This is a genomic window from Paraburkholderia acidisoli (assembly GCF_009789675.1).
GTDB lineage: Bacteria > Pseudomonadota > Gammaproteobacteria > Burkholderiales > Burkholderiaceae > Paraburkholderia > Paraburkholderia acidisoli.
The window spans coordinates 1,661,127-1,683,301 of sequence record NZ_CP046913.1; the positions used below are offsets into that span (position 1 = coordinate 1,661,127).

Sequence of the window (22,175 nt, forward strand, 5' to 3'; positions counted from 1 at the left end):
ATGAGCCCGCCCAATTCTTTTTGGGTAAGATGAACGGCACACGCAAGCCGGAGCCCAAACCATGTCCCACGCTGAAGCCGCGCAGTCTTCGCCGTCCACCGCCTCCCTTCCCGCCTCGCTTCCCTGGGTCACCCGTCTCGTGTCGATGGACACGGTCAGCCGTCACCCCAATCTCGGCCTGATCGAGACCGTGCGCGACGACCTGCGCGCCCGCGGCATCGAGGCCACGCTCACCTACGGCCGCGACGGCAAATGGGCGAATCTGTTCGCCACGATTCCCGCGCACAACGGCGAGACCAACGGCGGCATCGTGCTCTCCGGCCACACCGACGTCGTGCCCGTGGACGGTCAGAAGTGGGACAGCGACCCGTTCAAGCCCGAGATTCGCGACGGCCTGCTCTATGGCCGCGGCACCTGCGACATGAAAGGGTTTATCGGCGCGGCGCTTTCGCTCGTGCCCGAGATGCAGCAGGTCAAACTCGCGAAGCCGCTGCATTTCGCGCTCTCGTTCGACGAGGAAGTGGGCTGCGTGGGCGCACCGCTCATGATCGAAGAACTCATGAAACGCGGCGTGAAGCCGGAAGGTTGCATCGTGGGCGAACCCACCAGCATGCGGCCGATCGTGGCGCACAAGGGCATCAACGTGTATCAGTGCTGCGTGCGCGGTCACGCGGCGCATTCGTCGCTCACGCCGCGCGGCCTGAACGCGATCGAATACGCGGCGCGCCTCATCTGCCACATTCGCGATATCGCCGACGAATTCCGCGCCAACGGTCCGTTCGACGAGCTCTACGATGTGCCCTTCACCACGGCGCAAACCAGCACGATCGAGGGCGGCAACGCCGTCAACACGGTGCCGGCCGAATGCCGCTTCGCGTTCGAATTCCGCAATCTGCCCACCCTCGACCCCGACGCGATCTTCGCGCGCATCGAACAATATGCACGCGAGACGCTCGTGCCGAAGATGCAGCGCGAAAACGCGGCAGGTGCGATCGAGTTCACGAAGGTCGCCGCGGCGCCGGGGCTCGACGCCACGGAACAAGCCGCCATCACGCAACTCGTGCGCGCCCTCACCGCCGACGACGCTCGCCGCAAGGTCGCCTACGGCACCGAAGCCGGCCTGTTCGCGAACGCCGGCATTCCCAGCGTGGTGTGCGGCCCCGGCGACATCCAGCAAGCGCACAAGCCCAACGAATTCGTATCGCTCGATCAGCTCGCGGCCTGCGAGAACTTCCTGCGCAAGCTGGTGCGCGGGTTGTCGATCGATGCGCGTGCGAACTGAATCGCGCAACCGGGTACGCACCACGCAAGCAAAGAAGCCGCACCATGTCCACCGCCACGCCGCTGCCCACCGACCACACCATCGACGGTGAGGCCATCCCCACGCTCGACGAGATCGCCTCGCAGCACTTCGCGCTCGCGCCGTGGGTCGTGCGCACGCCCGTGTTCGATCGCCACGACGTGCCCTCGGTCGAAGGCACGCTCGTCAACTTCAAGTTCGAGTTGCTGCAATCGAGCGGCAGTTTCAAGGTGCGCGGCGCGTTCACGCATCTGCTCGCGCTCGACGCGGCGCAACGCAGCGCGGGCGTGACCTGCGTCTCGGGCGGCAATCACGCGATTGCCGTGGCGTACGCGGCCATGCGGCTCGGTATCAGCGCGAAGGTCGTGCTGTTTCGCACGGCAAGCGAGGCGCGCATTGCGCAGTGCCGCCGTCTGGGCGCGGAAATCGTCGTGGCGTCGAACAGCGTGGAAGCCTTTGAGATCGTGCGCCGCATCGAAACCGATGAAGGCCGTTACTACGTCCATCCTTTCAACGGCTATCGCACGGTGCTCGGCACGGCCACGCTCGGCTACGAATGGGCGACCCAGGCGCCCGATCTCGACGCCGTGATCGTGCCGATCGGCGGCGGCGGACTCGCGGCCGGTGTCTCCACGGCCCTGCGTCTCGCGAATCCGCGCGTGCAGGTGTACGGAGTCGAGCCGGAAGGCTCCGACGCGATGCGCCAGAGCTTCGCCGCGAATCACACGGTGCGCATGACGCACATGCATTCGATCGCCGATTCGCTGATGTCGCCGCACACCGAGCAGTACAGCTATACGCTGTGCCGCAGCCACATCGAGCGCATCGTCACGGTCTCCGACGACGAACTGCGCCACGCCATGCGCCTGCTGTTCGAGCAGCTCAAGCTCGCCGTCGAGCCCGCGTGCGCGGCCGCCACGGCGGCCTTGCTCGGGCCGTTGCGCGACGCGCTGCAAGGCAAGCGCGTGGGTGTGCTCTTGTGCGGCACCAATACCGACTCGGCCACGTTCCACGAACACATCGCGCTCGCGCAATAAGCAACTCGCCCGCGCCAGGCGGCCAGTCGCACTCACGCCACCCGGAACCGTACGCGAAACAGGCACGCGACATGCGACCCTGACATTCGTCTGATCGATGCATTCGTTGTGCGAACACCGAGTCTTTTGGCCGTGCTGAAGGCGGTTTTTCGAGCCGCAAACGCGCCGCGCAATGCTTTGCAAACATCGGGCAATGTCAAATTGCTACCGCGTTACGGGAGCGTTCGCTATCATGGCGCGAACGCGGCGTTTTGTCCCCAGACCCGTGCCGCCCCCTTCATGGAGAGCCCGCTCATGAGCATGATCAAGGAGTTCAAGGAATTCGCCGTCAAAGGCAACGTAATGGATCTCGCCGTCGGTGTGATCATCGGCGGTGCGTTTTCCAGCATTGTCAATTCGGTCGTGAAAGACCTCATCATGCCGGTGATCGGCGTGGTGACCGGCGGCCTCGACTTCTCGAACCAGTTCATCCGGCTCGGTGCGATTCCCGCGTCGTTCAAGGGCAATCCCGATTCGTACAAGGATTTGCAAGGCGCCGGTGTGGCCGTGTTCGGCTACGGCTCGTTCATCACCGTGCTGATCAACTTCATCATCCTCGCGTTCATCATCTTTTTGATGGTGAAATTCATCAACAAGCTGCGTAGGCCCGAGGAAGCCGCGGCACCGGCCGCGCCGCCGCCCACGCCGGAAGACGTGCTGCTGCTGCGCGAGATTCGCGACTCGCTGAAGGACAATCCGCGACAAGGCGTGTAAGCCGGCGCCTTATCCACGTTGCGGCAACGCCGCGGCAACGTCACGCCAGGCTTCATCCGCAAAAAAAAGCCCGCGCCGCCAACTGGCCGCGCGGGCTTTTTCCATGCCGCCGTGCGGCTCAAGGCGCCCGGTCGGGCTCCGCGGCCGCGGCGCGCGTGGCCGCCGCCTGCTCGATCAGGCGTTCGAGCTGGATGAAGTTCACGGGTTTCGTGAGATGGGCGGTGAAGCCCGCCTCTACGCTGCGGCGCACGTCGTCGTCGGTGCCGAAACCCGTGAGCGCGATCGCGGGCACCGTCGAATTCGTACGGAACGCGCGGATGAAGTCGATGCCCGAGCCGTCCGGCAAGCCGATATCGCTCACGACGAGGTCGAAGCGCTCCGCCGACGAAAGCGCCAGCGCGCCCGCGACGCTGCCCGCCACCGCCACGTCGTGGCCGAGCGCGCGCATGAGCTGCGACATCACCTCGGCCGTGTCGTCGTGGTCCTCGACGAGCAGAATATTCAATGCGCCGGAAGGATGTTGCACCTGCAGGTCGGCAATGGTCGGCTCGATGTCGGGCGCGGCCGCCGTGGGCAGCACGATCGTGAAGGTCGCGCCGCAATGCGCGCCCGGACTTTTCGCGCTCACGCGGCCGCCGTGCGCTTCCGTCAACGCGCGCGTGACCGCGAGCCCGAGGCCGAGACCGCCGAACTGGCTGCGGTTGTGGCTGCCCTGCTCGAACGCGTGAAAAAGCTTGCCGATCTGTTCGGGCGCGATGCCGATGCCCGTGTCCTCCACCACGATCTCCACCTGCATGCGCTCGTCGAGCGTGCGCACGAAAATGTGCCCGCCGTCGGGCGTGAACTTCGCGGCGTTGCGCACGAGATTCCAGAGCATCTGTTGCAGGCGCGCGCGGTCGCCGCGCACCCAATGCTGGACCGCACGCAGATCGACGTGCACTTCCTGCTGCTTCGTCTGGATCTCGCTGTGAAAAAGATCGAGCACCGCGGCGATCACTTCGTGCACGTCCACGGCGTCGAGCGTGAGGCTCAGCTTGCCGTTCGCCACCCGCGTGAGATCGAGCAGATCGTCGATCAGGCGCGCCTCGAGTTCGATATTGCGGCGGATCATCAGCACGCCTTCGCGCGCGGCCTCGGGCAGGCCGGGAATCTGCGCGAGCAGATGCGTGCCCGCGAGCACGGGCGTGAGCGGCGTGCGCAGTTCGTGCGAGAGCATCGCGAGAAAGCGGTCTTTCGCGCGATTGGCTTCTTCGGCGGCCTGGCGCGCGGCCTGCTCGGATGCGAGCAAACGCTCGCGTTCTTCGGTGGCGACGCGTTGGGCGTCGATGTCGGTGCAACTGCCGAAATACTTGTTCAAGCCGCCGCGCGGATCGCGCATGGCAATCATGCGGATGTCGAACCAGCGATACGCGCCGTCGTGACGCCGGATGCGCAGCTCGTGCCGGTATTCGGCGGCGCCGCTCTTCGCGGCCTGCAGCCAGCTGCGGCGGATTTCCTCACGGTCGTCGGGATGCACGGCGTCGAGCCACGCGAGGCCGAGCGCCTCGTTCGCGCCCACGCCCGTGTAGTCGAGCCATTGCTTCGAGAGGAAGTCGCACTCGCCGTCGGCGCCGCAAGTGAGCACGAGATGAGGCAGCGCTTCCGACAGCGTGCGGTAATGCTCCTCGCGATCGCGCAGCAGCAAGGCTTCGTCGGAGGCGCGCTGCAGTTCGGCCTGCGACAGCACGCGCGCCACGGCTTCGGGAAGGTAGTCGAGATAGTCGCCCGACTTCGGCACCACGTCGGAGACACCGGCACGCAGCGCGGCGATCACGCGCGATTCGTCGGTGAAACCGGTGACGAGGATGGCGGGCACCCGCACCTCGTCGGCACGCAGGCGGCGGAAGAAGTCGAGGCCGGTTTCCGCGCCGTCGAGCTGGAAGTCGAGCACGAGCACGTCGGGGCGCTGCGCGGCGAGCAGCGCGCGCGCATCGGCAACCCGGGTGCAGGTGTCCACGCGCGCGCCGGCGCGCATGAGCGATTTGCGGGCGAGGCGCAGGATGCCTTCGTCGTCGTCGACTACGAGCACATGCGCGCCGGCCAGCAGCGTAGCGTCTTCAGTCATGCGCGAAACGTCCCCCCGGGACCGGGTTGCGCACGTCGATTCGGGCAAAGTCGTTTCATGCGTGGTGCGTGATTCTGTTGTGTCGATTCCATGGGTCCTGTGCGTCATGGGTCCTGAGCGTCGCGGGTTCTGTCCGGTCGGGCGCGGCCGGCGCTCAAGGCCGCGCGAAGCGGTGCCCCGGCGGCAGCTTCACCACCTGGAGGAAAAAGCCCAGCCGCCGCACCGCTTCGATAAACGCGTCGTACTCCACCGGCTTCGTGATGTAGACGTTGCAACCCAGCTCGTAGCAGCGCTCGATCTCACGCGGGTCGTCGGTGGTCGTCAGCACGATCACCGGCACCGCAGCCGTGGTCGGTTCGCTCTTGAGCCGCCGCAGCACCTCGAAACCATCCACGCGCGGCATGCGCAGGTCGAGCAGCACGACGAAATTCGCCAGCGTCTCGCGCGGCGGCCGTGCCATCGTCGCGCCCGCGCCCGCCGCGGGCGCCTGCGGATCGCCGAAAAAATAATCGAGCGCGTCCTGGCCGTCGCGGAACCGCATGAAGCTGTTCGAAATACCCGAGCGGCGCAGATTGCGCTCGACGAGCGTGGCGTGGCCGTCGTCGTCCTCGATCAGCACGATGCTGACGTGTTCCCCGTTCGTCATGTCGGCACTCTCCGCGCGCGGCGGTCGTCTCTTTTGAAATCAGGTTGGCGGGCTCCCACGCGTATTGTGCGGCAAACCCGTGACTCAAATCATATGCATGGGTTGATCGGGCAACGCGACAAAAAACGTCGAGCCGGCGCCCGGTTGCGATTCGACCCAGATCCGCCCGCCGTGCCGCTCCACGATGCGCCGCGCGAGCGCGAGGCCGGTTCCCTGCCCCGCCGACTCGCCGTTGTGCAGCCGTTGAAACGCGCGGAACAGCTTCGGCACGTACGCTGGCGGAATCCCGACGCCATTGTCGCGCACATAGTAGGTCCGTGTGCGCTCCGCGGGCGGCTTTTCCGCGTCGTTAGCGGGGGATTGGGCGTCTATTGGCGGCAATTCGCCGCTTGTTTCATGCGCCATGATTGCACCGATCTCGACGCGCCCGGGCCTGGCCGCATCCAGATGGCGCAGCGCGTTGTCGACGAGACTGCCGAAAATCTGTTCCAGCGCGGCGGGGTCGCCCCACGCGCTCGGCAACTCGCCCACTTCGATGCGCGCCGCGCCGGCCAGCGTCGGCTCGATGCCGCCCAGCACGCGCTCCACCACGCGCGCGACGTTCACGCGCTGCCAGCGGTATTCGAGCCGCCCCGCGCGCGAAATTCTCAACAGCGCTTCGATGATGGCCGCCGCGCGCGCCACCGCCTGGCGCAGGAATTGCAGCGACTCGTCCACGTCGCTGTCGAGCACGACCGCCATCGTCCGGTGCTCGTGCGCGGGCAAGCCCGCCGCGTCGATCTGCTTGCGCAAATCGGCGCACGACACCTCGAGCTCTTTGGAAAAACCCTGCAGATTCACCAGCGGCGAACGCAGGTCGTGCGAGACGCTATAGATGAACATCTCGTTGTCCTGGGTTTCCTGACGCAGATATTCGTTGGCGCGCGCGAGGTCGGTCGCGCGGGCCTGCAACTGCGACTTGAGCGCCGCCTGCTCGCGGTCCGCCACGCGCAGACGCGCGCTCGTCTGGTGCAGCACGGCGTCGAGCGCGGCGATTTCGTCGTCGCCCTCGAGCGGCGGCGCGAGTGCCGCGCCCACGCTCAGCCGGTCCGCGTTCGCGCCGAGCGCCGCGAGCCGCACGCCCACGTTGCGCGCGAAAGCGACGGCCGTGAACGCCCAGATCAGCATCGACCCCGCCACGGCGACGATCAGCGCATCCTGCTGGCGCTCGCGCGTCACCCGTAGCGACGCCACGCGCTGCTGGTCGAGGCGGGTTTCCTCGTCGACAAATTCGCCCAGCACGCCGCGCACCGTGTCGATTTCCGGCGGCAGGCCGTCGCCCGCCGCGCGCGCGAACGCCGCGGGTTTGCCCGCGCGCAGCGCGTCGGCGATCTCGCCCGCCTGCTTGCGCCAGGCGAACGCGGCCGCGCGCATCTGGTCGACCCGCACGCGTTGCGCGGGATTGTCGGCAACCATGCGCGCGAGCAAGGCAATGCGATCGGAGAATTCGGTCCACACGGCACGGCGGTCGATGAACGAGGCGTCGTCGAGCACGATGGCCGTACGCACGCGCGCGGCTTCGCGCAACAGCGGGTCGATCAGACTCCGCGCCTGCCAGAGAATCTGCTGGCTGCTTTCGGCCTGTCGCGCCGCCTGCTCGGCCTTGCCTTGCGTGTCGAACACGACGCCGAGCAGCGCCAGTTCGATGACGCTCGGTATCGCGATCAGCAAGAGCCCCTTGGCGAACAGTTTCATCGTGGTCGGATTGAACGGCGCATTGGGCGAGTCGCCGGCGCCACGGCCGGAATATTATCCGCGAGCTATTTCCGGATGACAACGCACGACGCCGCGTGCTCATCGTCTCGTGGAAAACCCGCTTTTTTAAAGCTAAACGTCACACTTGGCTTACGCTCAGGTCTATTATTGAGACCGGAGACAAGCGTAGAGCGCCGGGATACCTACATGAGCGCAACGTGCGATCCAGCGTTCGGTTTGCGGTGACAACGAGGTGGTCGAACAGGGGCATTTCCGTAGCGGGCCGCCATGCGGCGCCGTCGAACCGTCCCTTTTCGCTCCTTCGTGAATCCCGCGGATCCCTATGCTATAAAGGATCGACGTGCGGCGCACCAGTCCGGGAGTGGTCGCATGGGAACGCTGAGTGTTTTGCAATCCACCTTTTTCAGGCGAATTTTTATGTCCTTCCCGAAAAAGCGCAAACGCATGAAGGCAGACGGCGATGAGTCGTTTCTTGCCGTGCTCAATCACTTCAAACCGTTTGGCCAGCTCGACGCCAAGATTGCGCGCGCTCGCGCGCAGGACGAGCCCGTGCTGTACGCGCATGTCCTGCCCGGACTCGACGTGCTCCTGTGCAGCATGCGCGGCGCGCATCCGCCCTATCCCGCCACAACCGAGTTGCGCAAGCGCTGCATCGAATCGATCGCGCATGCACTCGAGCAGCCCATCGAAGGGCTGGAAAACGGCGGCTACTGGTACGAGGCGGACGGCTTCGGCTTTCTGATCTTCGCGAGCCGCGCGCGCGGGCGCATTCTCAACGAATTCGGCGCGGAGCGGCCGGGCGTGTCTTCGCGGCGCGTCACGCGCGGTCAGGACGCGCCGGGCGACACGGCACCGCGTTCGTTGCGCTGAACGCGCGCACGCCACTCCATCCGTAACACCGCATGAAAAACGCCGGGATCGTTTCCCGGCGTTTTTGCGTCGTGCACGTCCCGTGCGGGCCCCCGCGCTAGCTTCCCTTGTACAGATTCGTCGAATTGGCGGGCGTGGCCGGGCCGGTTTGCGTCGGCTGCGTGCGCGGCGCACCGTTCTTGCCTTTGTCCGCCGCGCCGCCCTTGCCCGTTTTGCTGTCGTTCGCCGCCGGCATCGAGGCGCCCGCGGGCGCGCGCATCTTCTGCCCCGGCGGCGGTGCGACCGGCTGCGTCTGCATCTGCGCGAACAGCGCGTCGCACGGCAGCGGCTTGTTGTTGCTCGGCGCAATGAGCGGGATCAGCGCGGCAAACGGGTTGATCAGGCCGAGCCCGACGGCCGCGCCGCCGCGCAGCGCGAGCGCGCCCACGTCCACGCCCACATGCGGCTTCTTGAACGTGCCCTTCACGTAGAGCGGCGAGCGCAGCGAGAACACGCGGAAGCCCTTCGTGTGCGGATGCACCTTCATGTCCATCGACTCGTCGCGCAGATTGATCGGCCCGTCGATGTTGATGACCGCGTCGTCGGTGTCGAGCGCGAACACGTGCGGATCGACCACGCCGTTGGTCACCACGAAATCGGCGGCCGCGCAGTTGATCTTCACGTCGCGATTGCCGAACAGCTTTTCGTAGACGACGTTCGCGACGTTCAGGCCCGCCGCTTCCATCAGCAGACGACTCACCTCGCCCTGCGTGACGAGCGCCTTCACCTCGCCGTTCGAGGACGACGCCAGCGCGGCCGGCGAATTGCCGGTGGCGGAGAGCGAGGCGTCGCCGTTGATTTCGCCGAGCGCCGACTGCATGGTCTTGAAGTTCGGGAACAGCTGCTTGAGCTTCAGATGGCGCGCCTCGGCCGTGCCGCGCGCCTTGAGCGGCGTGGTCGCGCCGTCGAGCGTGACGCGCGTCGCCAGCGTGCCGCCCGCCACACCGAACTGCAGCGGTTCGAGACCGAGTACGCCGTTCGTCATCGTCAGATGCGTGTACAGGTCCTGGATCGGCAGACTGCCTTGCTTGATGATGCGGCGCCCCGTGAACTTCACGTCGGCGTCGATGGCGCTCCAGCGGTCGGTCTTGAACGGCTCGACCGGAATCACGCGGTCGGACGGCTGCTTGCTCGTGTCGCCGCGCTTGGCCTTGCTCGCGTTGCTGTCCGCGCCGATGATCGGTGCGAGATCCGAGAATTGCAGCAGGTTGGAGACCAGCGTGCCGCTCAACAGCGGGCGCGGCGTGCGCTGCTGATACACCAGCGTGCCGTTCAGGTCACTGCCGCCCACGCGCCCCGTGAAGTTCTCGTAGCGGAACACGCTCGCGCCCCGCTTGAACTGGCCGACGAAGCGGCCTTCGGTTGCGTACGGCGGCGTCTCGGGCAGCGTCACGCCCGTGAGATTGTAGAGATGCGCCATGCTCTGGCCTTGCAGCCACAGGCGCAGATCGACCGCCGCGAGATGCGCGGGATCGGTGACCGTGCCCACGAGCGCGATGTGCATGTCGCCCGCGCGCACGTCGGCCTGCACCGGGAACGGGCGCTTCGCATCCTGCAGCGCGAGGATGCCGCCGAGCTTGCCGTCGCCGGAAACCGCCGTCTTGTTGTAAGTGCCCTTGATGGTCCAGCCGATCGCGTAGAACGGCTCGTTGGTGAGACCGCCCGAATTCGCGTTCGCCGTGCTCGCCGAACTCGCCCCGATCGCCGCGAGTCTGGACGCCATGCCCGACGACGCCGCGCTCGCCTCCGCCGCGCCGCTCGCGCCGTTCGCGGCACTGGCTTCGCTGGCCGCGCTGGCCGCCGCCGCTTCGGACGCCTGCACGCGCTCGGCTTGCTGCTCGAGCCGTTTCGCGCCCGCGCGCCCCACCACCTGGGCCGAGTTCTGCCGCGACGCCGTTTCCTGCTGCTCCATCACCTTGCCGATGGGAATGCCGTGACCGAGCAGATTCACGACGATCTTCACGTCGGTTTTGGTCTTCTGGTCGCTCACGCCGATATTGCCGCTCGAAAACGTGATGTCGTGCAGATCGAGTTTCCACGTGGACGGCCCGCTCGACGCGGGCAGCTTGAACGTGTAGTTATTGCGGCCGTCGGTGAGGCGTTCCACGTCGACGGTCGGATTCACGAGATTGATGGCCGGAATCACGATGTCGTGCGCGAGCAGCGGCAGCACGGCCACTTCGAAATCGATTTCATCGAGCGTGGCGAAATGCGGCACCTTGGCCCAGTCGGGATTCGCCACCTGAATGTTGGTCGCCGAAAAGCGCGGCCAGGGCACCCACGCGCGCCAGCCCGTTTCGCCGGGCGGCCTGCGCCAGCCCACCTTGAGGTCGCCCTCGATCGCGAACTGCCGCCCGATGGCTTCGCTCACCTTTTCGTTCACGTACGGTTTGGCGCGATTCCAGTCGAACGTGACGATGAAAACGACCAGCGCAACGATCAGCACGACGACAATCAGAACCAGCCATGCGATGATCCTGGCGAACGTGCGGCCGGGACCGCGAGCCTTGGGTTTAGGTGCCTTGGGCGACTTCGGTTGCGTTGTTTCGGGTTGCGGTGACGACATGCGCACTCCCTGTTATGCGTTGTTGTTTCGACTGCAGACGCCTGCAATACGGGCACCGAGGGAGCAGTCAGCGTGCCCGCTCTGGCACCGAACGCGAGGATATGCGGACCGGATCGCCTGTCATTGGCGGAATCGCGGCGCTGCGTCGTTTGCTATCGTCCCGGTTGCCGCTTGCGTCACAAACCTGTCGCTCGACCCCTCACATCCACAAAACTTGACGACCGCTCCCCCTCCCGACGCCCCGCTCGTCGAAGCGCACCAGCTGACTCGCCGCGACGCACAACGCGGCCAGACGCTGCTCGCGCCCACCGAGTTCACGCTGCACGCGGGCGACCGCGCCGTGCTGACCGGCCCTTCGGGTTCCGGCAAGAGCGTGTTCCTGCGCGCGCTCGCGCTGCTCGATCCGCTCGACGGCGGCGAGGTGCGCTGGCACGGCGAACCGGTCACGCGCACGCGCATCGTGCGCTACCGGCGCGCGATCGCCTATCTGCGCCAGCGGCCCGCGTTGCTCGACGGCACTGTCGAGGACAACCTGCGCTATCCGTACACGCTCGCCGTCTACCGCGACGCGCGCTTCGACGCCGGACGCGCCCGGGCGCTCTTCGCGGCGGCGGCCCGCAGCGACGATTTTTTCTCGCGCCTCGCGAGCGAACTGTCGGGCGGCGAAGCGCAGATCGTCGCGCTCGTGCGCGTGCTGCAACTCGATCCGGAGGCGCTGCTGCTCGACGAGCCCACGGCGTCGCTCGATCCCGAATCGGCGCGCGCGGTCGAAGCGCTGGTCGCCGACTGGTACGCGCGGGCGAATGCGGCGCGCGCCACGGTCTGGGTGTCGCACGATCCCGCGCAAGCCGGACGCGTGGGCACGCGCCACCTCACGATGCGCGCGGGCGTGCTCAGCGAAGCGGCCGCCGCGCCTGCGGGAGCCATGCCATGAACGCGGGCGTGTTGCAAAACCTCTCGCTCGCCGACGTCGCCATTGCCGCGTTGCTGGTGTTCGTGAACGGCGCGGTCTCCGTGCTGCTCAAGCTCGATCTCGAACGCCGCCTCGCCTGGGCGGCCGTGCGCACCGTGGTGCAGCTGCTCGCGATCGGCTACGTGCTGGGCTGGGTGTTCGCCTTCAACCGCTGGTACGTGGTGCTGCCGCTCATGGCGCTCATGACGCTGATCGCCGGTTTCGCGGGCGCGCAGCGCGGCGCGCGCAGTTATTTCGGCCAGCGCGTGGACAGCATCGTGTCGATCTGGCTGAGCGCGTGGCTCGTCGCGGCGATCGGCCTGTTCGTCGTGATCCGCATTCGCCCCTGGTACGAGCCGCAATACGCGATTCCGATCCTCGGGATGATTCTCGGCAACACGCTCACGGGCGTCTCGCTGGGCGTCGAGCGGATGATGCAGGAGCTGACCGCGCGGCGCGACCGCGTGGAAAGCGCGCTCGCGCTCGGGGCGACGCGCTGGGAAGCCGCACAGGCGAGCGCGCGCGAGGCGGTGCGCGCGGGCATGATCCCCACGCTCAACCAGATGGCCGTGGTGGGTGTGGTGAGCTTGCCCGGCATGATGACGGGTCAGGTGCTCGCGGGGCAGTCGCCGTTGCAGGCGGTGCGCTATCAGATCGTCATTATGTTTCTGATTGCGGCGGCGTCGGCGCTGGGCACCGTGGGCGCGGTGCTGCTCGCGTACCGGCGGCTCTTTTCGCCCGAGCACCGCTTTCTCGCGGCGCGGCTGCGCGAGCGAGAGAAACGGTCTTGACCACGACCGGCTAAAAACCGGCTACGCCCAAGCGACCACCCGCCGACGGCGCAGCGAGCGCACAGCAACGCCGCGCGCCGCCGAAACGGCGCGGCTGCGCGGCACGCCGGTGATCCGCCGTGCCTTACCGCTGCGCCGAAATCGTGATCTGCGTGCCGTCGCCGAGCGTGAGCGTCTTCGCCGAGCCATTCGTCGGCATCTTCAGATGCGCGACCTCGCTATGCGAGATCACCGCGGGGCACGTGAGCGCCGCGCCGTTGTTCGACACCGACTGCGTGCCGTGCGGCGTCTGCGCGCGAAAGCTCACCTGCACCGTTGCCGTGCCGTCGCCGGCCACGATCGGCGCGAGGCGCACCTGGGTCTGCCGCACCATCGCGCCGTTCGCATCGAGCGGCAACGAAGCATAGTCGGGACAGCCCTGCGGCGTCGCAACCGCACCGCCCGGCGGCGTCGTGCGCCACGTGAAGTCGTCGGTGTCGCCGGAGCGCAGCGTGCGCGTTTCCTGCGCATTGCCGAACGACTTCGACGCGACCTTGACGGTGTAACGGATCGGCCCGTCGGTGGCGGCCTGCGAGGTCACCTTGATCGGCGTCGAGGCGAACGCGGCGGACGCGGACAACGCGAGCGCACACGAAGCAACGAGCAGACACGGAGCGAGTGCCGCGCGGCGGCGGCGTGTGGAGCGGGAGCTGCGGCAAGGCATGCGTCACCTCCTGGCGGGAACAGCCGCGCGCTTTGGCGTCGAGCCTGGCATTTCGGCGCGGGCGGCGGGAACGTCCGGCTCGCGATGCACATCAATCCTGTGCACGTTCGGCGCGATCCGCACGGCGGGATCTGTCTTCCAGTCTAGCGCGCCGCGCGCCGCCTTGCGCCGGGCGCTTGCATCGCGCGGACCAGGTATTGTCCGGCTTGCCAGCACGCGCAAATTGCTTGCCACACTATGCGGCGCGGGCCGCGCATTCAGCCCGCATCGCGGTGTCGAATCCGTACGTTGCAATGCGGCATGGCGGCCGCCCGCCGAGGCGCGCCGCCATCGCCCGATCCGCGCTCAAAAACCGCTCAGCACCAGCTTGCCGATCGCGCGCCCTTCTTCGAGCAGCCGATGCGCGCGCCGCACGTTCGCCGCGTTGATCGGCCCGAGCACTTCGCCCACGGTCGTGCGCAGCGTGCCCGCGTCCACGAGTCGCGCGACTTCGTTGAGCAGCTTGTGCTGCTCGATCATGTCGGGCGTCTTGAACATCGAGCGCGTGAACATGAACTCCCAGTGCAGCGCGGCGCTCTTGGCCTTGAGCAGTTCGACGGGAATCGGCTTGTCGTTCTCGACGATGGTCGCAATGCCGCCTTGCGGCTTGAGCGCCTGCGCGGCGGCCGGGAAATTCGCGTCCGTGTCGTTGAAGATCAGCACGTAATCCACGCCGTCAATGCCGATCGCCTGCAACTGCGCGGCGATATCGCCGAAGTGATCGACCACGTGATCGGCGCCGAGCGACTTCGCCCATTGCGACGATGCGGGCCGCGACGCCGTGGCGATCACGGTGAGCTTCGCGAGTTGCTTCGCGAGCTGGATGCCGATGGAACCCACGCCGCCCGCGCCGCCGAAGATCAGCACGGACTTGCCGGCGTCCTTGCCTTCGGCCGAAACGTTCAGGCGTGCGAACAACGCTTCCCACGCGGTGATGGCCGTGAGCGGCAGCGCGGCGGCATGCGCGAAGTCGAGCGAAGCGGGCTTGCGGCCAACGATACGTTCGTCCACGAGCTGGAACTCGCTGTTCGAACCGGGGCGCGTGATGTCGCCCGCGTAGAACACGGTGTCGCCGGTCTTGAACAGCGTGACCTCGGGACCGACCGCCGCCACCACGCCCGCCGCGTCCCAGCCGAGCACGCGCGGCGCGCTTTCGACCTTGTCTTTGGGCGCGCGCACCTTGTAGTCGACGGGATTCACCGAGATCGCCTCGACCTTCACGAGGATGTCGTGACCCGTGGGCGACGGTTTGGGCAAATCGACATCGACGAGCGCTTCGGGATTGTCGATCGGGAGATAGCGCGTGAGGGCGACGGCTTTCATGTCGGGCTCCGGTTCAGTAAGGTGACATTGGGGTGGCGTATCGCACGCCGATGCAACACATCTTGGACCTGGCGATTTCCTTTGAAAAGCCACGTAATCGCCAAAACATTTATCGCCATATTTTGAAAATCGCGATGAGAAGCCCGTGCGACAGCCGATTTCACCGTGCGCGCTCGCGTAGCGTCCTGCGTGCCGGGCGCAGAAACGGGGCGACATCGGCACGGCTAAACGAAGCCGGAGAAGTCGCTGGCGCGGCGCACGGAGAAGTTACAATGACGAGCTTTGTCGCGCCTCGCGCGCGCGCCGTTTTCGCCTGTTTTTACCTGTTTCCCTTTCCACGACCGCTTCCGCGACGCCGCCCGCCGGCCTCGACGCCTCCGCCATGAATCTCGTCATCCAGAGTCCCGTTCCGCTCGAATCCGTCCATCACAAGCCGCTGCTCGGCCTCGCGCGCGGCAGCCGTCTCACGCCGATCGACGAGTTCGCGCTGCGCATCGAGAACGCCGAACCGGCCCAGCGCGGCGACCTCGACGTGTATTGCGGCACGCACGAGCTCGACTACGCGTTCGTCGAAGCGGGCCGCACGCTGCGTGACTTCGGCCTCGTGGCCATGGACATGGATTCGACGCTGATCACGATCGAATGCATCGACGAAATCGCCGACTTCTGCGGCCTCAAGGCCGAAGTCGCGGCAATCACCGAAGCCTCCATGCGCGGCGAGATCAAGGACTTCAACGAAAGCCTCACGCGCCGCGTCGCGCTGCTCGCGGGACTCGAGGCGAGCGCGCTCGAACGCGTCTACGAAGAGCGGCTTCGGCTGTCGCCGGGCGCGGAAAACATGCTCGCGGGCGCGAAGGCCGCGGGTCTCAAAACGCTGCTCGTCTCGGGCGGCTTCACGTTCTTCACGGAGCGCCTGAAGACGCGTCTCGGCCTCGACTACACGCGCGCGAACACGCTCGAAATCGTCGACGGCAAGCTCACGGGCCGCGTGACCGGCGAGATCGTCAACGCGGACGTCAAGGCGCGCACGCTCGCCGAAACCTGCGCGCAGATCGGCATCGAGCCAAGCCGCGCGATCGCGATGGGCGACGGCTCGAACGATCTGAAGATGATGGGCGTGGCGGGTTTGTCGGTCGCGTTCCGCGCGAAGCCCGTGGTGCGCGAAGCCGCGAGCGTGGCGTTCAACTTCGTGGGACTCGACGGCTTGCTGCGGCTGTTCTGATTGCCGCGGCTTGCCTTGTTGCGCCGATAAAGGCCGCTCGCGTCGTACACGCGAGCGGCCTTTCCGTTTAAAACGCGCGTCGAGAACGCGTCGTCACGCGCCGAGCTTCGCGAGCGCGGCTTCGATGTCGGCGCGCAAATCGGCTTCCTCTTCGAGCCCGACGTAGAAGCGCACCAGCGTGCCGCGATGCGGCCAGTTCGCCGCCGTGCGCATCGACGCGACGTCGTACGGCATGGCGAGGCTATGCGCGCCGCCCCAGCTCCAGCCGAGCGCGAAGAGTTCGAGCGACTCGCAGAACGCGTCGATCTGCGCGGCGCTGAAGCGCTCGTCGAACACCACCGAGAACAGCCCGCCCGCGCCGGTGAAATCGCGCTCGTAGAATTCGTGGCCGGGGCAATCGGCGAAAGCGGGATGCAGCACCGCCGCGATTTCCGGACGCGTCTTGAGCCACCCCGCGAGCGCGAGCGCGCTGCGGTCGTGCGCCTCGAAACGCAGCTTCATGCTCGGCAACGCGCGCAGCACGAGCGAGCAGTCGTCCACCGAAACGCCGATGCCGAGGCGCATACGCGCCGCCTTGATCTTGAGATACAGCTCGCGGTCGGCGGTAATGGTCGCGCCCATCAGCACGTCGCTGCCGCCCGACTGGTATTTCGTGAGCGCCTGCACCGAGATGTCGACGCCGTGCTCGAACGGCTTGAACGCGAGCCCCGCCGACCACGTGTTGTCGATGGCCGTGACCACGTTGCGCGCGCGCGCCGCCGCCGTGATCGCCCGCACGTCGGGCACTTCCATGGTCACCGAGCCCGGCGCTTCGAGCCAGATCAGCTTCGTCTCGGGCCGGATCAGGTCGGCGATGCCGGCGCCGATCATCGGATCGTAATAGCGCACCGTGAGGCCGAAATCGCGCGCGAGCCAGTCGCCGTGATCGCGGTTGGGCGAGTAGACGTTGTCGGGAATCAGCACGTCGTCGCCGGACTTCAGGAGACCGAAATACACGTTCGAGATAGCCGACAAGCCCGAGGGTTGCAACAGCGCGTACTCGCCGCCTTCGATCTCGGCGAGGCGCTTTTGCAGCATCGTCGACGTGGGCGTGGCGTGCAGGCCGTAGCGCCACTGGGCGTCGTTGCGCCAGTCGAGCGCGCGCACGGCGGCGAGATTCGGAAACACCACGGTCGAGGCGCGCGTGACGGGCGCGGCGAACGACTCGAAGCCGGGCGTGAGATCGTCCTGCGGATGCACGATGCGCGTCTGCAACGCGCGGGAATCGGTTTTCTTCATGGCGGAGCGGGAGGCGAAAAAGGCGGCGAAAGAGGTGACGAAAGAAGCGGCGAGATGAAGCGACAGCGTACCATTCGCGGGCGCGGCGGCGCGCCCGCTCGAACGTTCATTTGGCCTTCACTTGCCGATGATGAGGTTGTTCACGCCGTTCACGGCCTGACCGTTGGCCGACGGGGCCGACACCGGCGGCATGACCTGCGGCGCGGCGCTGGGCGTCGCGCCCGCGGCGAGCGGCTTGAGCGCGAACGGCACGGGGTTCGAGTCGTCGGGATTCATGCGGTCGCCGGAGAGCGTGCCGTCCTCGCCGAACGTGCCGACCCAGTTGCCCGCGATATGCGTGCCGTCGTGCGAATCTTCGGCCTCGAGCGTCGTGCCGTCACGGTCGCCCGCGATCAGCACGACTTCGCCCGTGTCGGCGAACTGGTATTCGCCGTGCACGCCGCCGGTGTCGTCCTTGTCGTTCTTCGCGCCGAGGCGCATGACGATCTTGCGGTTGCCGAGCATGCCCGAATAGCTCGGAAAATTCGCGAACTCGGGGTTTGGCTTGAGCGGCAACGCCACCGACGACGCCGACGAATCCACGCCGGGTGCCTGCGCCTGCGCGGTAAGCGGCAGCGCGCAGGCCAGCGCGAGCGTGGCGGCCAGCCCCGGTGCGAACATCGGTGCGAACCACGAGGCGATCGCACCGCGCGGCGACCGTCGAGTAGGCTTCATGACTTTCATCTGCGTGTTTCCTTTTGTTGCGCGGTGCGGCTCGCGGGGTTTCGTCGCGGTCCGGAGCGGGTCTGCTGCGTCAGAGACGCTTGGTCAGAGACGCTCGGTTAGAGACGCTCGAATACTGCCGCGATGCCCTGCCCGCCGCCGATACACATCGTCACGAGCGCATAGCGCCCGCCCGTGCGCTGCAGTTCGTACAGCGCCTTCACGGTGATCAGCGCGCCCGTCGCGCCGATCGGATGGCCGAGCGAAATGCCCGAGCCATTGGGATTGACCTTGGCCGGATCGAGCCCGAGTTCCTGCGTGACCGCGCACGCCTGCGCCGCGAACGCTTCGTTGGCTTCGATCACGTCGAGATCGGCCACGGTGATACCCGCGCGTTCCAGCGCCTTCTGCGTGGCCGGCACCGGACCGATGCCCATGTAGGCGGGATCGACGCCCGCGTGCGCGTACGAGACGAGCCGTGCGAGCGGTTTCGCGCCACGCGAGCGCGCCGTGTCGGCGCTCATGAGCACCACGGCGGCGGCCGCGTCGTTGATGCCCGAGGCATTGCCCGCCGTGACCGTGCCGTTCTCCTTCGCGAACACCGGCTTGAGCTTCGAGAAGTCGCCGGGCGAGGCGTCCTGGCGCACGTGCTCGTCGGTGTCGAACAGCGTTTCGCCTTTCTTCGACTTGATCGCCACGGGCAGGATCTGCGTCTTGAAGCGGCCTTCGGCGATCGCCTGCGCCGCGCGCCGGTGCGATTCGAGCGCGAGCGCGTCCTGCGCCTCGCGCGTGATACCGAACTTCTTCGCGACGTTCTCGGCCGTCACGCCCATGTGGATCGTCTGAAACGGATCGTGCAGCGCGCCGAGCATCATGTCGACGAGCGGCGCGTCGCCCATGCGCTGGCCGAAGCGCGCGGCCGGCATCGTGTACGGCGCGCGGCTCATGCTTTCCGCGCCGCCGCCGATCGCGATGTCGGCGTCGCCCAGCAAAATGGTTTGCGCCGCGGAGACGATCGCCTGCAAGCCCGAGCCGCACAGGCGGTTCACGGTGAGCGCGGGCGCATGCTGCGCCACGCCGCCGTTGAGGGCCGCAACGCGCGCGAGATACATGTCTTTCGGCTCCGTGTGCACCACATTGCCGAACACCACGTGACCGACCGCGTCGCCCTCCACGCTCGCGCGCGAGAGCACTTCGCGCACCACGCGGGCGCCCAGATCGGTCGGCGAAAAGTCCTTCAAGCCGCCGCCGAAATCGCCGATTGCCGTGCGTACACCCGCCACCACCACCACTTCGCGTTGCATCGTCTTGCTCCTCGTCTCTCTGATTGATTCGTTGTGCTTGCGATGGGACGTGCGCTTGCGTGGCGGTCAGGGCGTGCCGGCCATGAAACGTTCGACGTCCTCACGATACGGAATGGGCGCGACCGCGCCATAGCCTTGCGTGGAGAGCGCGGCGGCCGCGTTGGCGTAATGCGCGGCGGCGAACGGGTCGTCGCCGGCCGCGAGACGCGCGACATACGCGCCGCCGAAGCAGTCGCCCGCACCGGTGGCGTCCACGGCGGCCACCACGCGACCCGGCACCACGCGCCGCTCGCCGGGCGTGGCGACGTAGGCGCCGTCCTTGCCAAGCTTGAGCGCGACCACGCGCGCGCCATGCGTGAGCAGATAATCGACAATGGCGTCGCGGTCTTCGAGGCCCGTGAGCATGGCCACGTCGTCCCAGCTCGGCAGGCAGATGTCGGTCAAGCGCAGCACTTCGTTCATCACGGCGCGCGCCCTCGCGAGCGGCCACAGCTTCAAACGCAGATTGGTGTCGAAGCTCACGCGCACGCCGTTCGCGCGCGCATGCTCGACGGCGGCGAGCGCGGCGTCGCAGGCGCTGTCACCGATCGCCACGCTGATGCCGGAGAGATGCAGCACGCGCGCGGCCGCGATGGCTTCGAGCGGCAGATCGCGCGGCGTCACGCGGCTCGCCGCCGAGCCTTTGCGCAGGTAGTCGAACGCATGGCCGCCCGGGCCGTGCGAGACGAAATAGACGCCCGTGGGCGCCGTGGCGTCGACCCGCACGGTGGCGGTATCCACGCCTTCGCGCGCCCACAGATCGAGCAGCAAACGCCCGAAGTGATCGTCGCCCACGGCGGACACGAAGCCCGTGCGAGCGCCCTGACGCGCGGCGGCAATCGCGAAGTTCGACGTATCGCCGCCAAAGCCTTGCAGATACTCGGGACGATCCGGCGACGCCTGGTTGAACTCGACCATCGCCTCGCCCAGCGCGAGCACCTCGGGCGCGACGACCTCGGGCGCGGGCTTTGTCATGCCGCTCAGACCTCGCCCCAGAGGTCGTGACCGTCGGCGCCCGTGATCTTCACGGAGACGAAATCGCCCACCTTGTAGCGCTTCGAAGCCTTGGTCGCTGGCGCGACGTAGACCACGCCGTCGATCTCGGGCGCGTCCGCCGCCGTGCGGCCGATGCCGCCATCGACATTGATTTCGTCGATCAGCACCTTGAGCGTCTTGCCGACCTTGCGCTGCAGGCGCTTCGCCGAGACGGCTTCCGCCACTTCCATGAAGCGCGCGCGGCGTTCCTCGCGCACTTCGTCCGGCAGCGCGCCGTCGAGTTCGTTGGCCGTCGCGCCTTCGACGGGCGAGTACGCAAAGCAGCCCACGCGGTCGAGTTCGGCCTCACGGATGAAGTCGAGCAGCGTTTCGAACTGCTCTTCCGTCTCGCCGGGGAAGCCCGCGATGAAGGTGCTGCGGATCGTGAGGTCGGGGCACATCTCGCGCCACGCCTTCACGCGCTCCATCACCTTTTCGGCATTCGCGGGACGCTTCATGCGCTTGAGCACTTCGGGATGCGCATGCTGGAACGGCACGTCGAGATACGGCAGCACATGGCCCTTGAACGCGCCTTCGGCCATCAGCGGAATGACTTCGTCGACGCTCGGATACGGATACACGTAGTGCAGGCGCACCCACGCGCCGTACTGCGCGGCCAGTTCGCCGAGCGCGCTCACGAGATCGGTCATGCGCGTCTTGATCGGCTTGCCGTTCCAGAAACCGGTGCGGTACTTCACGTCCACGCCGTAGGCGCTCGTGTCCTGCGAGATCACGAGCAGTTCTTTCACGCCCGACTTGAAGAGATTCTCGGCTTCGAGCATGACTTCGGCGACGGGACGCGAAACGAGGTCGCCGCGCATCGACGGGATGATGCAGAACGTGCAGCGGTGATTGCAGCCTTCTGAAATCTTCAGATACGCGTAATGACGCGGCGTGAGCTTGATGCCGGCCGCGGGCACGAGATCGACGAACGGATCGTGCGGTTTCGGCAAATGGCTGTGCACCGCCTGCATCACTTCGCCCACGGCGTGCGGGCCGGTCACGGCGAGCACCTTGGGATGCACTTCCTCGATCAGGTTCGAGCCGCTCGCGCTCGCCTTCTTGCCCAGACAGCCGGTGACGATGACCTTACCGTTCTCGGACAGCGCCTCGCCGATGGCGTCGAGGCTCTCCTGCACCGCTTCGTCGATGAAGCCGCACGTGTTCACGACCACGAGATCCGCGCCGTCGTACGAACCCGAGATCTCGTAACCCTCGGCGCGCAACTGGGTGATGATTTGCTCGGAGTCGACAAGCGCCTTCGGGCAGCCGAGGGAAACCATCCCGACGCGCGGAGCAGGATTGCGGGAGGTCGTTGATTCAACAGGGTTTTTCACGTGTACGTCCGGATGTGGGGCGCTGGGCGTTCGTTGCGCCGCGCGAGGATCAGCCAATCCGCCATTTTACCCGTTCGGCGTAGGGATCGGCGCAGTGTGGGGCGTTGGCATCGCGGACGCAGAGGGTCGGATGCGGTTTGGGCCGCGATCGACGCAGCAGCGCTACGGCATATCGTCCGAGGGATGCGCGGAAACAGAAACGGGCTCGGTCTCGTGCCGGACTCGTGAAGTCGTGAAGAGGGAAATTGCAAGGGCCGCGGCATACGGCGTAAGGCATACGGCCGGGCACCGCGAAAGCGGCTGCGCGCGGCCGCTGCGGGCGGCGCGACGCGCATGGGCGACCCAGCGCGCCATTGCCACCCTCTACGAACGACCCACAA

General features: G+C 67.0%; 18 protein-coding genes. 7 read left to right on the forward strand and 11 right to left on the reverse strand.

Annotation, left to right across the window (positions count from 1 at the left end; genetic code table 11):
- The first annotated feature begins 61 nt into the window (after window positions 1–61).
- From argE to mscL, 3 genes are all read left to right on the forward strand, one after another.
- Window positions 62–1,282: an acetylornithine deacetylase gene (gene argE / locus FAZ98_RS07185; protein WP_158950145.1), complete on the forward strand. Its 1,221-nt coding sequence runs from the start codon at window positions 62–64 to the stop codon at window positions 1,280–1,282.
- A gap of 44 nt (window positions 1,283–1,326) precedes the next feature.
- Window positions 1,327–2,337 carry a threonine/serine dehydratase gene (locus FAZ98_RS07190; protein WP_158950147.1) on the forward strand — a complete coding sequence of 337 codons (1,011 nt, stop codon included), beginning with the start codon at window positions 1,327–1,329 and terminating at the stop codon, window positions 2,335–2,337.
- 294 nt (window positions 2,338–2,631) lie between these two features.
- On the forward strand, window positions 2,632–3,090 hold the full coding sequence (gene mscL / locus FAZ98_RS07195) for a large conductance mechanosensitive channel protein MscL (protein ID WP_158950149.1): 459 nt from the start codon (window positions 2,632–2,634) through the stop codon (window positions 3,088–3,090).
- A gap of 118 nt (window positions 3,091–3,208) precedes the next feature.
- Here the strand turns inward: mscL and FAZ98_RS07200 are convergent, their stop codons facing one another.
- The 3 genes from FAZ98_RS07200 to FAZ98_RS07210 all read right to left on the reverse strand — a co-directional run bounded on the left by FAZ98_RS07200 (window position 3,209) and on the right by FAZ98_RS07210 (window position 7,574).
- A complete protein-coding gene (locus tag FAZ98_RS07200) occupies window positions 3,209–5,194 on the reverse strand; it encodes a hybrid sensor histidine kinase/response regulator (protein WP_158950151.1) in 1,986 nt (661 codons plus the stop codon).
- Window positions 5,195–5,348: 154 nt separating this feature from the next.
- Entirely contained in the window at window positions 5,349–5,840 is a 492-nt protein-coding gene (locus FAZ98_RS07205) for a response regulator (RefSeq protein ID WP_158950153.1), read from the reverse strand.
- An 84-nt stretch (window positions 5,841–5,924) separates the two neighbouring features.
- Window positions 5,925–7,574, reverse strand: coding sequence for a sensor histidine kinase (locus tag FAZ98_RS07210; protein WP_158950155.1), 1,650 nt, complete (start codon window positions 7,572–7,574; stop codon window positions 5,925–5,927).
- 390 nt (window positions 7,575–7,964) lie between these two features.
- Between FAZ98_RS07210 and FAZ98_RS07215 the strand changes: the two genes are divergently transcribed.
- Window positions 7,965–8,465, forward strand: a complete 501-nt coding sequence (locus FAZ98_RS07215) for a hypothetical protein (RefSeq protein ID WP_158951901.1) — start codon at window positions 7,965–7,967, stop codon at window positions 8,463–8,465.
- 97 nt (window positions 8,466–8,562) lie between these two features.
- Here the strand turns inward: FAZ98_RS07215 and FAZ98_RS07220 are convergent, their stop codons facing one another.
- The gene (locus tag FAZ98_RS07220; protein ID WP_158950157.1) at window positions 8,563–11,070 is read right to left on the reverse strand and encodes an AsmA family protein; all 2,508 of its coding nucleotides are present in this window, start codon (window positions 11,068–11,070) and stop codon (window positions 8,563–8,565) included.
- A gap of 214 nt (window positions 11,071–11,284) precedes the next feature.
- Here FAZ98_RS07220 and FAZ98_RS07225 point away from each other — a divergent pair, with 214 nt between their 5' ends.
- Both FAZ98_RS07225 and FAZ98_RS07230 read left to right on the forward strand, forming a co-directional pair.
- The gene (locus FAZ98_RS07225) at window positions 11,285–12,004 is read left to right on the forward strand and encodes an ABC transporter ATP-binding protein (protein WP_233272579.1); all 720 of its coding nucleotides are present in this window, start codon (window positions 11,285–11,287) and stop codon (window positions 12,002–12,004) included.
- Window positions 12,001–12,813: an ABC transporter permease gene (locus FAZ98_RS07230; protein WP_158950161.1), complete on the forward strand. Its 813-nt coding sequence runs from the start codon at window positions 12,001–12,003 to the stop codon at window positions 12,811–12,813. Before FAZ98_RS07225 ends, FAZ98_RS07230 begins: the two co-directional genes overlap by 4 nt.
- Window positions 12,814–12,937: 124 nt before the next feature.
- On the opposite strand, the gene FAZ98_RS07235 is transcribed toward FAZ98_RS07230, so the two are convergent.
- The gene (locus FAZ98_RS07235) at window positions 12,938–13,516 is read right to left on the reverse strand and encodes a DUF6013 family protein (protein WP_233272580.1); all 579 of its coding nucleotides are present in this window, start codon (window positions 13,514–13,516) and stop codon (window positions 12,938–12,940) included.
- 345 nt (window positions 13,517–13,861) lie between these two features.
- Window positions 13,862–14,878 (reverse strand): zinc-binding alcohol dehydrogenase family protein, encoded by a 1,017-nt coding sequence (locus FAZ98_RS07240; RefSeq protein WP_158950163.1) that lies wholly within the window; start codon window positions 14,876–14,878, stop codon window positions 13,862–13,864.
- A gap of 382 nt (window positions 14,879–15,260) precedes the next feature.
- Here FAZ98_RS07240 and serB point away from each other — a divergent pair, with 382 nt between their 5' ends.
- Window positions 15,261–16,100, forward strand: a complete 840-nt coding sequence (serB, locus tag FAZ98_RS07245) for a phosphoserine phosphatase SerB (RefSeq protein ID WP_158950165.1) — start codon at window positions 15,261–15,263, stop codon at window positions 16,098–16,100.
- 93 nt (window positions 16,101–16,193) lie between these two features.
- Here serB and FAZ98_RS07250 read toward each other — a convergent pair whose 3' ends face one another.
- The 5 genes from FAZ98_RS07250 to rimO all read right to left on the reverse strand — a co-directional run bounded on the left by FAZ98_RS07250 (window position 16,194) and on the right by rimO (window position 21,741).
- Complete coding sequence (locus tag FAZ98_RS07250) at window positions 16,194–17,378, reverse strand: cystathionine beta-lyase (RefSeq protein WP_158950167.1); 1,185 nt, start codon at window positions 17,376–17,378, stop codon at window positions 16,194–16,196.
- 117 nt (window positions 17,379–17,495) lie between these two features.
- Window positions 17,496–18,101 carry a hypothetical protein gene (locus FAZ98_RS07255; protein ID WP_407671997.1) on the reverse strand — a complete coding sequence of 202 codons (606 nt, stop codon included), beginning with the start codon at window positions 18,099–18,101 and terminating at the stop codon, window positions 17,496–17,498.
- A 98-nt stretch (window positions 18,102–18,199) separates the two neighbouring features.
- Window positions 18,200–19,384 carry a beta-ketothiolase BktB gene (gene bktB / locus FAZ98_RS07260; RefSeq protein WP_158950169.1) on the reverse strand — a complete coding sequence of 395 codons (1,185 nt, stop codon included), beginning with the start codon at window positions 19,382–19,384 and terminating at the stop codon, window positions 18,200–18,202.
- A 66-nt stretch (window positions 19,385–19,450) separates the two neighbouring features.
- Window positions 19,451–20,398, reverse strand: coding sequence for a sugar kinase (locus FAZ98_RS07265; RefSeq protein WP_158950171.1), 948 nt, complete (start codon window positions 20,396–20,398; stop codon window positions 19,451–19,453).
- A gap of 5 nt (window positions 20,399–20,403) precedes the next feature.
- Entirely contained in the window at window positions 20,404–21,741 is a 1,338-nt protein-coding gene (gene rimO, locus FAZ98_RS07270; protein ID WP_199272249.1) for a 30S ribosomal protein S12 methylthiotransferase RimO, read from the reverse strand.
- Between the last annotated feature and the right edge of the window lie 434 nt (window positions 21,742–22,175).

Excerpts from the sequence above, each read along its gene's own strand:
- argE (WP_158950145.1), top strand. The coding sequence starts at position 62 with ATGTCCCACGCTGAAGCCGCGCAGTCTTCGCCGTCCACCGCCTCCCTT.
- FAZ98_RS07190 (WP_158950147.1), top strand. The coding sequence starts at position 1,327 with ATGTCCACCGCCACGCCGCTGCCCACCGACCACACCATCGACGGTGAG.
- mscL (WP_158950149.1), top strand. The coding sequence starts at position 2,632 with ATGAGCATGATCAAGGAGTTCAAGGAATTCGCCGTCAAAGGCAACGTA.
- FAZ98_RS07200 (WP_158950151.1), bottom strand. The coding sequence starts at position 5,194 with ATGACTGAAGACGCTACGCTGCTGGCCGGCGCGCATGTGCTCGTAGTC.
- FAZ98_RS07205 (WP_158950153.1), bottom strand. The coding sequence starts at position 5,840 with ATGACGAACGGGGAACACGTCAGCATCGTGCTGATCGAGGACGACGAC.
- FAZ98_RS07210 (WP_158950155.1), bottom strand. The coding sequence starts at position 7,574 with ATGAAACTGTTCGCCAAGGGGCTCTTGCTGATCGCGATACCGAGCGTC.
- FAZ98_RS07215 (WP_158951901.1), top strand. The coding sequence starts at position 7,965 with ATGGGAACGCTGAGTGTTTTGCAATCCACCTTTTTCAGGCGAATTTTT.
- FAZ98_RS07220 (WP_158950157.1), bottom strand. The coding sequence starts at position 11,070 with ATGTCGTCACCGCAACCCGAAACAACGCAACCGAAGTCGCCCAAGGCA.
- FAZ98_RS07230 (WP_158950161.1), top strand. The coding sequence starts at position 12,001 with ATGAACGCGGGCGTGTTGCAAAACCTCTCGCTCGCCGACGTCGCCATT.
- FAZ98_RS07235 (WP_233272580.1), bottom strand. The coding sequence starts at position 13,516 with ATGCCTTGCCGCAGCTCCCGCTCCACACGCCGCCGCCGCGCGGCACTC.
- FAZ98_RS07240 (WP_158950163.1), bottom strand. The coding sequence starts at position 14,878 with ATGAAAGCCGTCGCCCTCACGCGCTATCTCCCGATCGACAATCCCGAA.
- serB (WP_158950165.1), top strand. The coding sequence starts at position 15,261 with ATGAATCTCGTCATCCAGAGTCCCGTTCCGCTCGAATCCGTCCATCAC.
- FAZ98_RS07250 (WP_158950167.1), bottom strand. The coding sequence starts at position 17,378 with ATGAAGAAAACCGATTCCCGCGCGTTGCAGACGCGCATCGTGCATCCG.
- FAZ98_RS07255 (WP_407671997.1), bottom strand. The coding sequence starts at position 18,101 with ATGAAAGTCATGAAGCCTACTCGACGGTCGCCGCGCGGTGCGATCGCC.
- bktB (WP_158950169.1), bottom strand. The coding sequence starts at position 19,384 with ATGCAACGCGAAGTGGTGGTGGTGGCGGGTGTACGCACGGCAATCGGC.
- FAZ98_RS07265 (WP_158950171.1), bottom strand. The coding sequence starts at position 20,398 with ATGACAAAGCCCGCGCCCGAGGTCGTCGCGCCCGAGGTGCTCGCGCTG.
- rimO (WP_199272249.1), bottom strand. The coding sequence starts at position 21,741 with ATGGTTTCCCTCGGCTGCCCGAAGGCGCTTGTCGACTCCGAGCAAATC.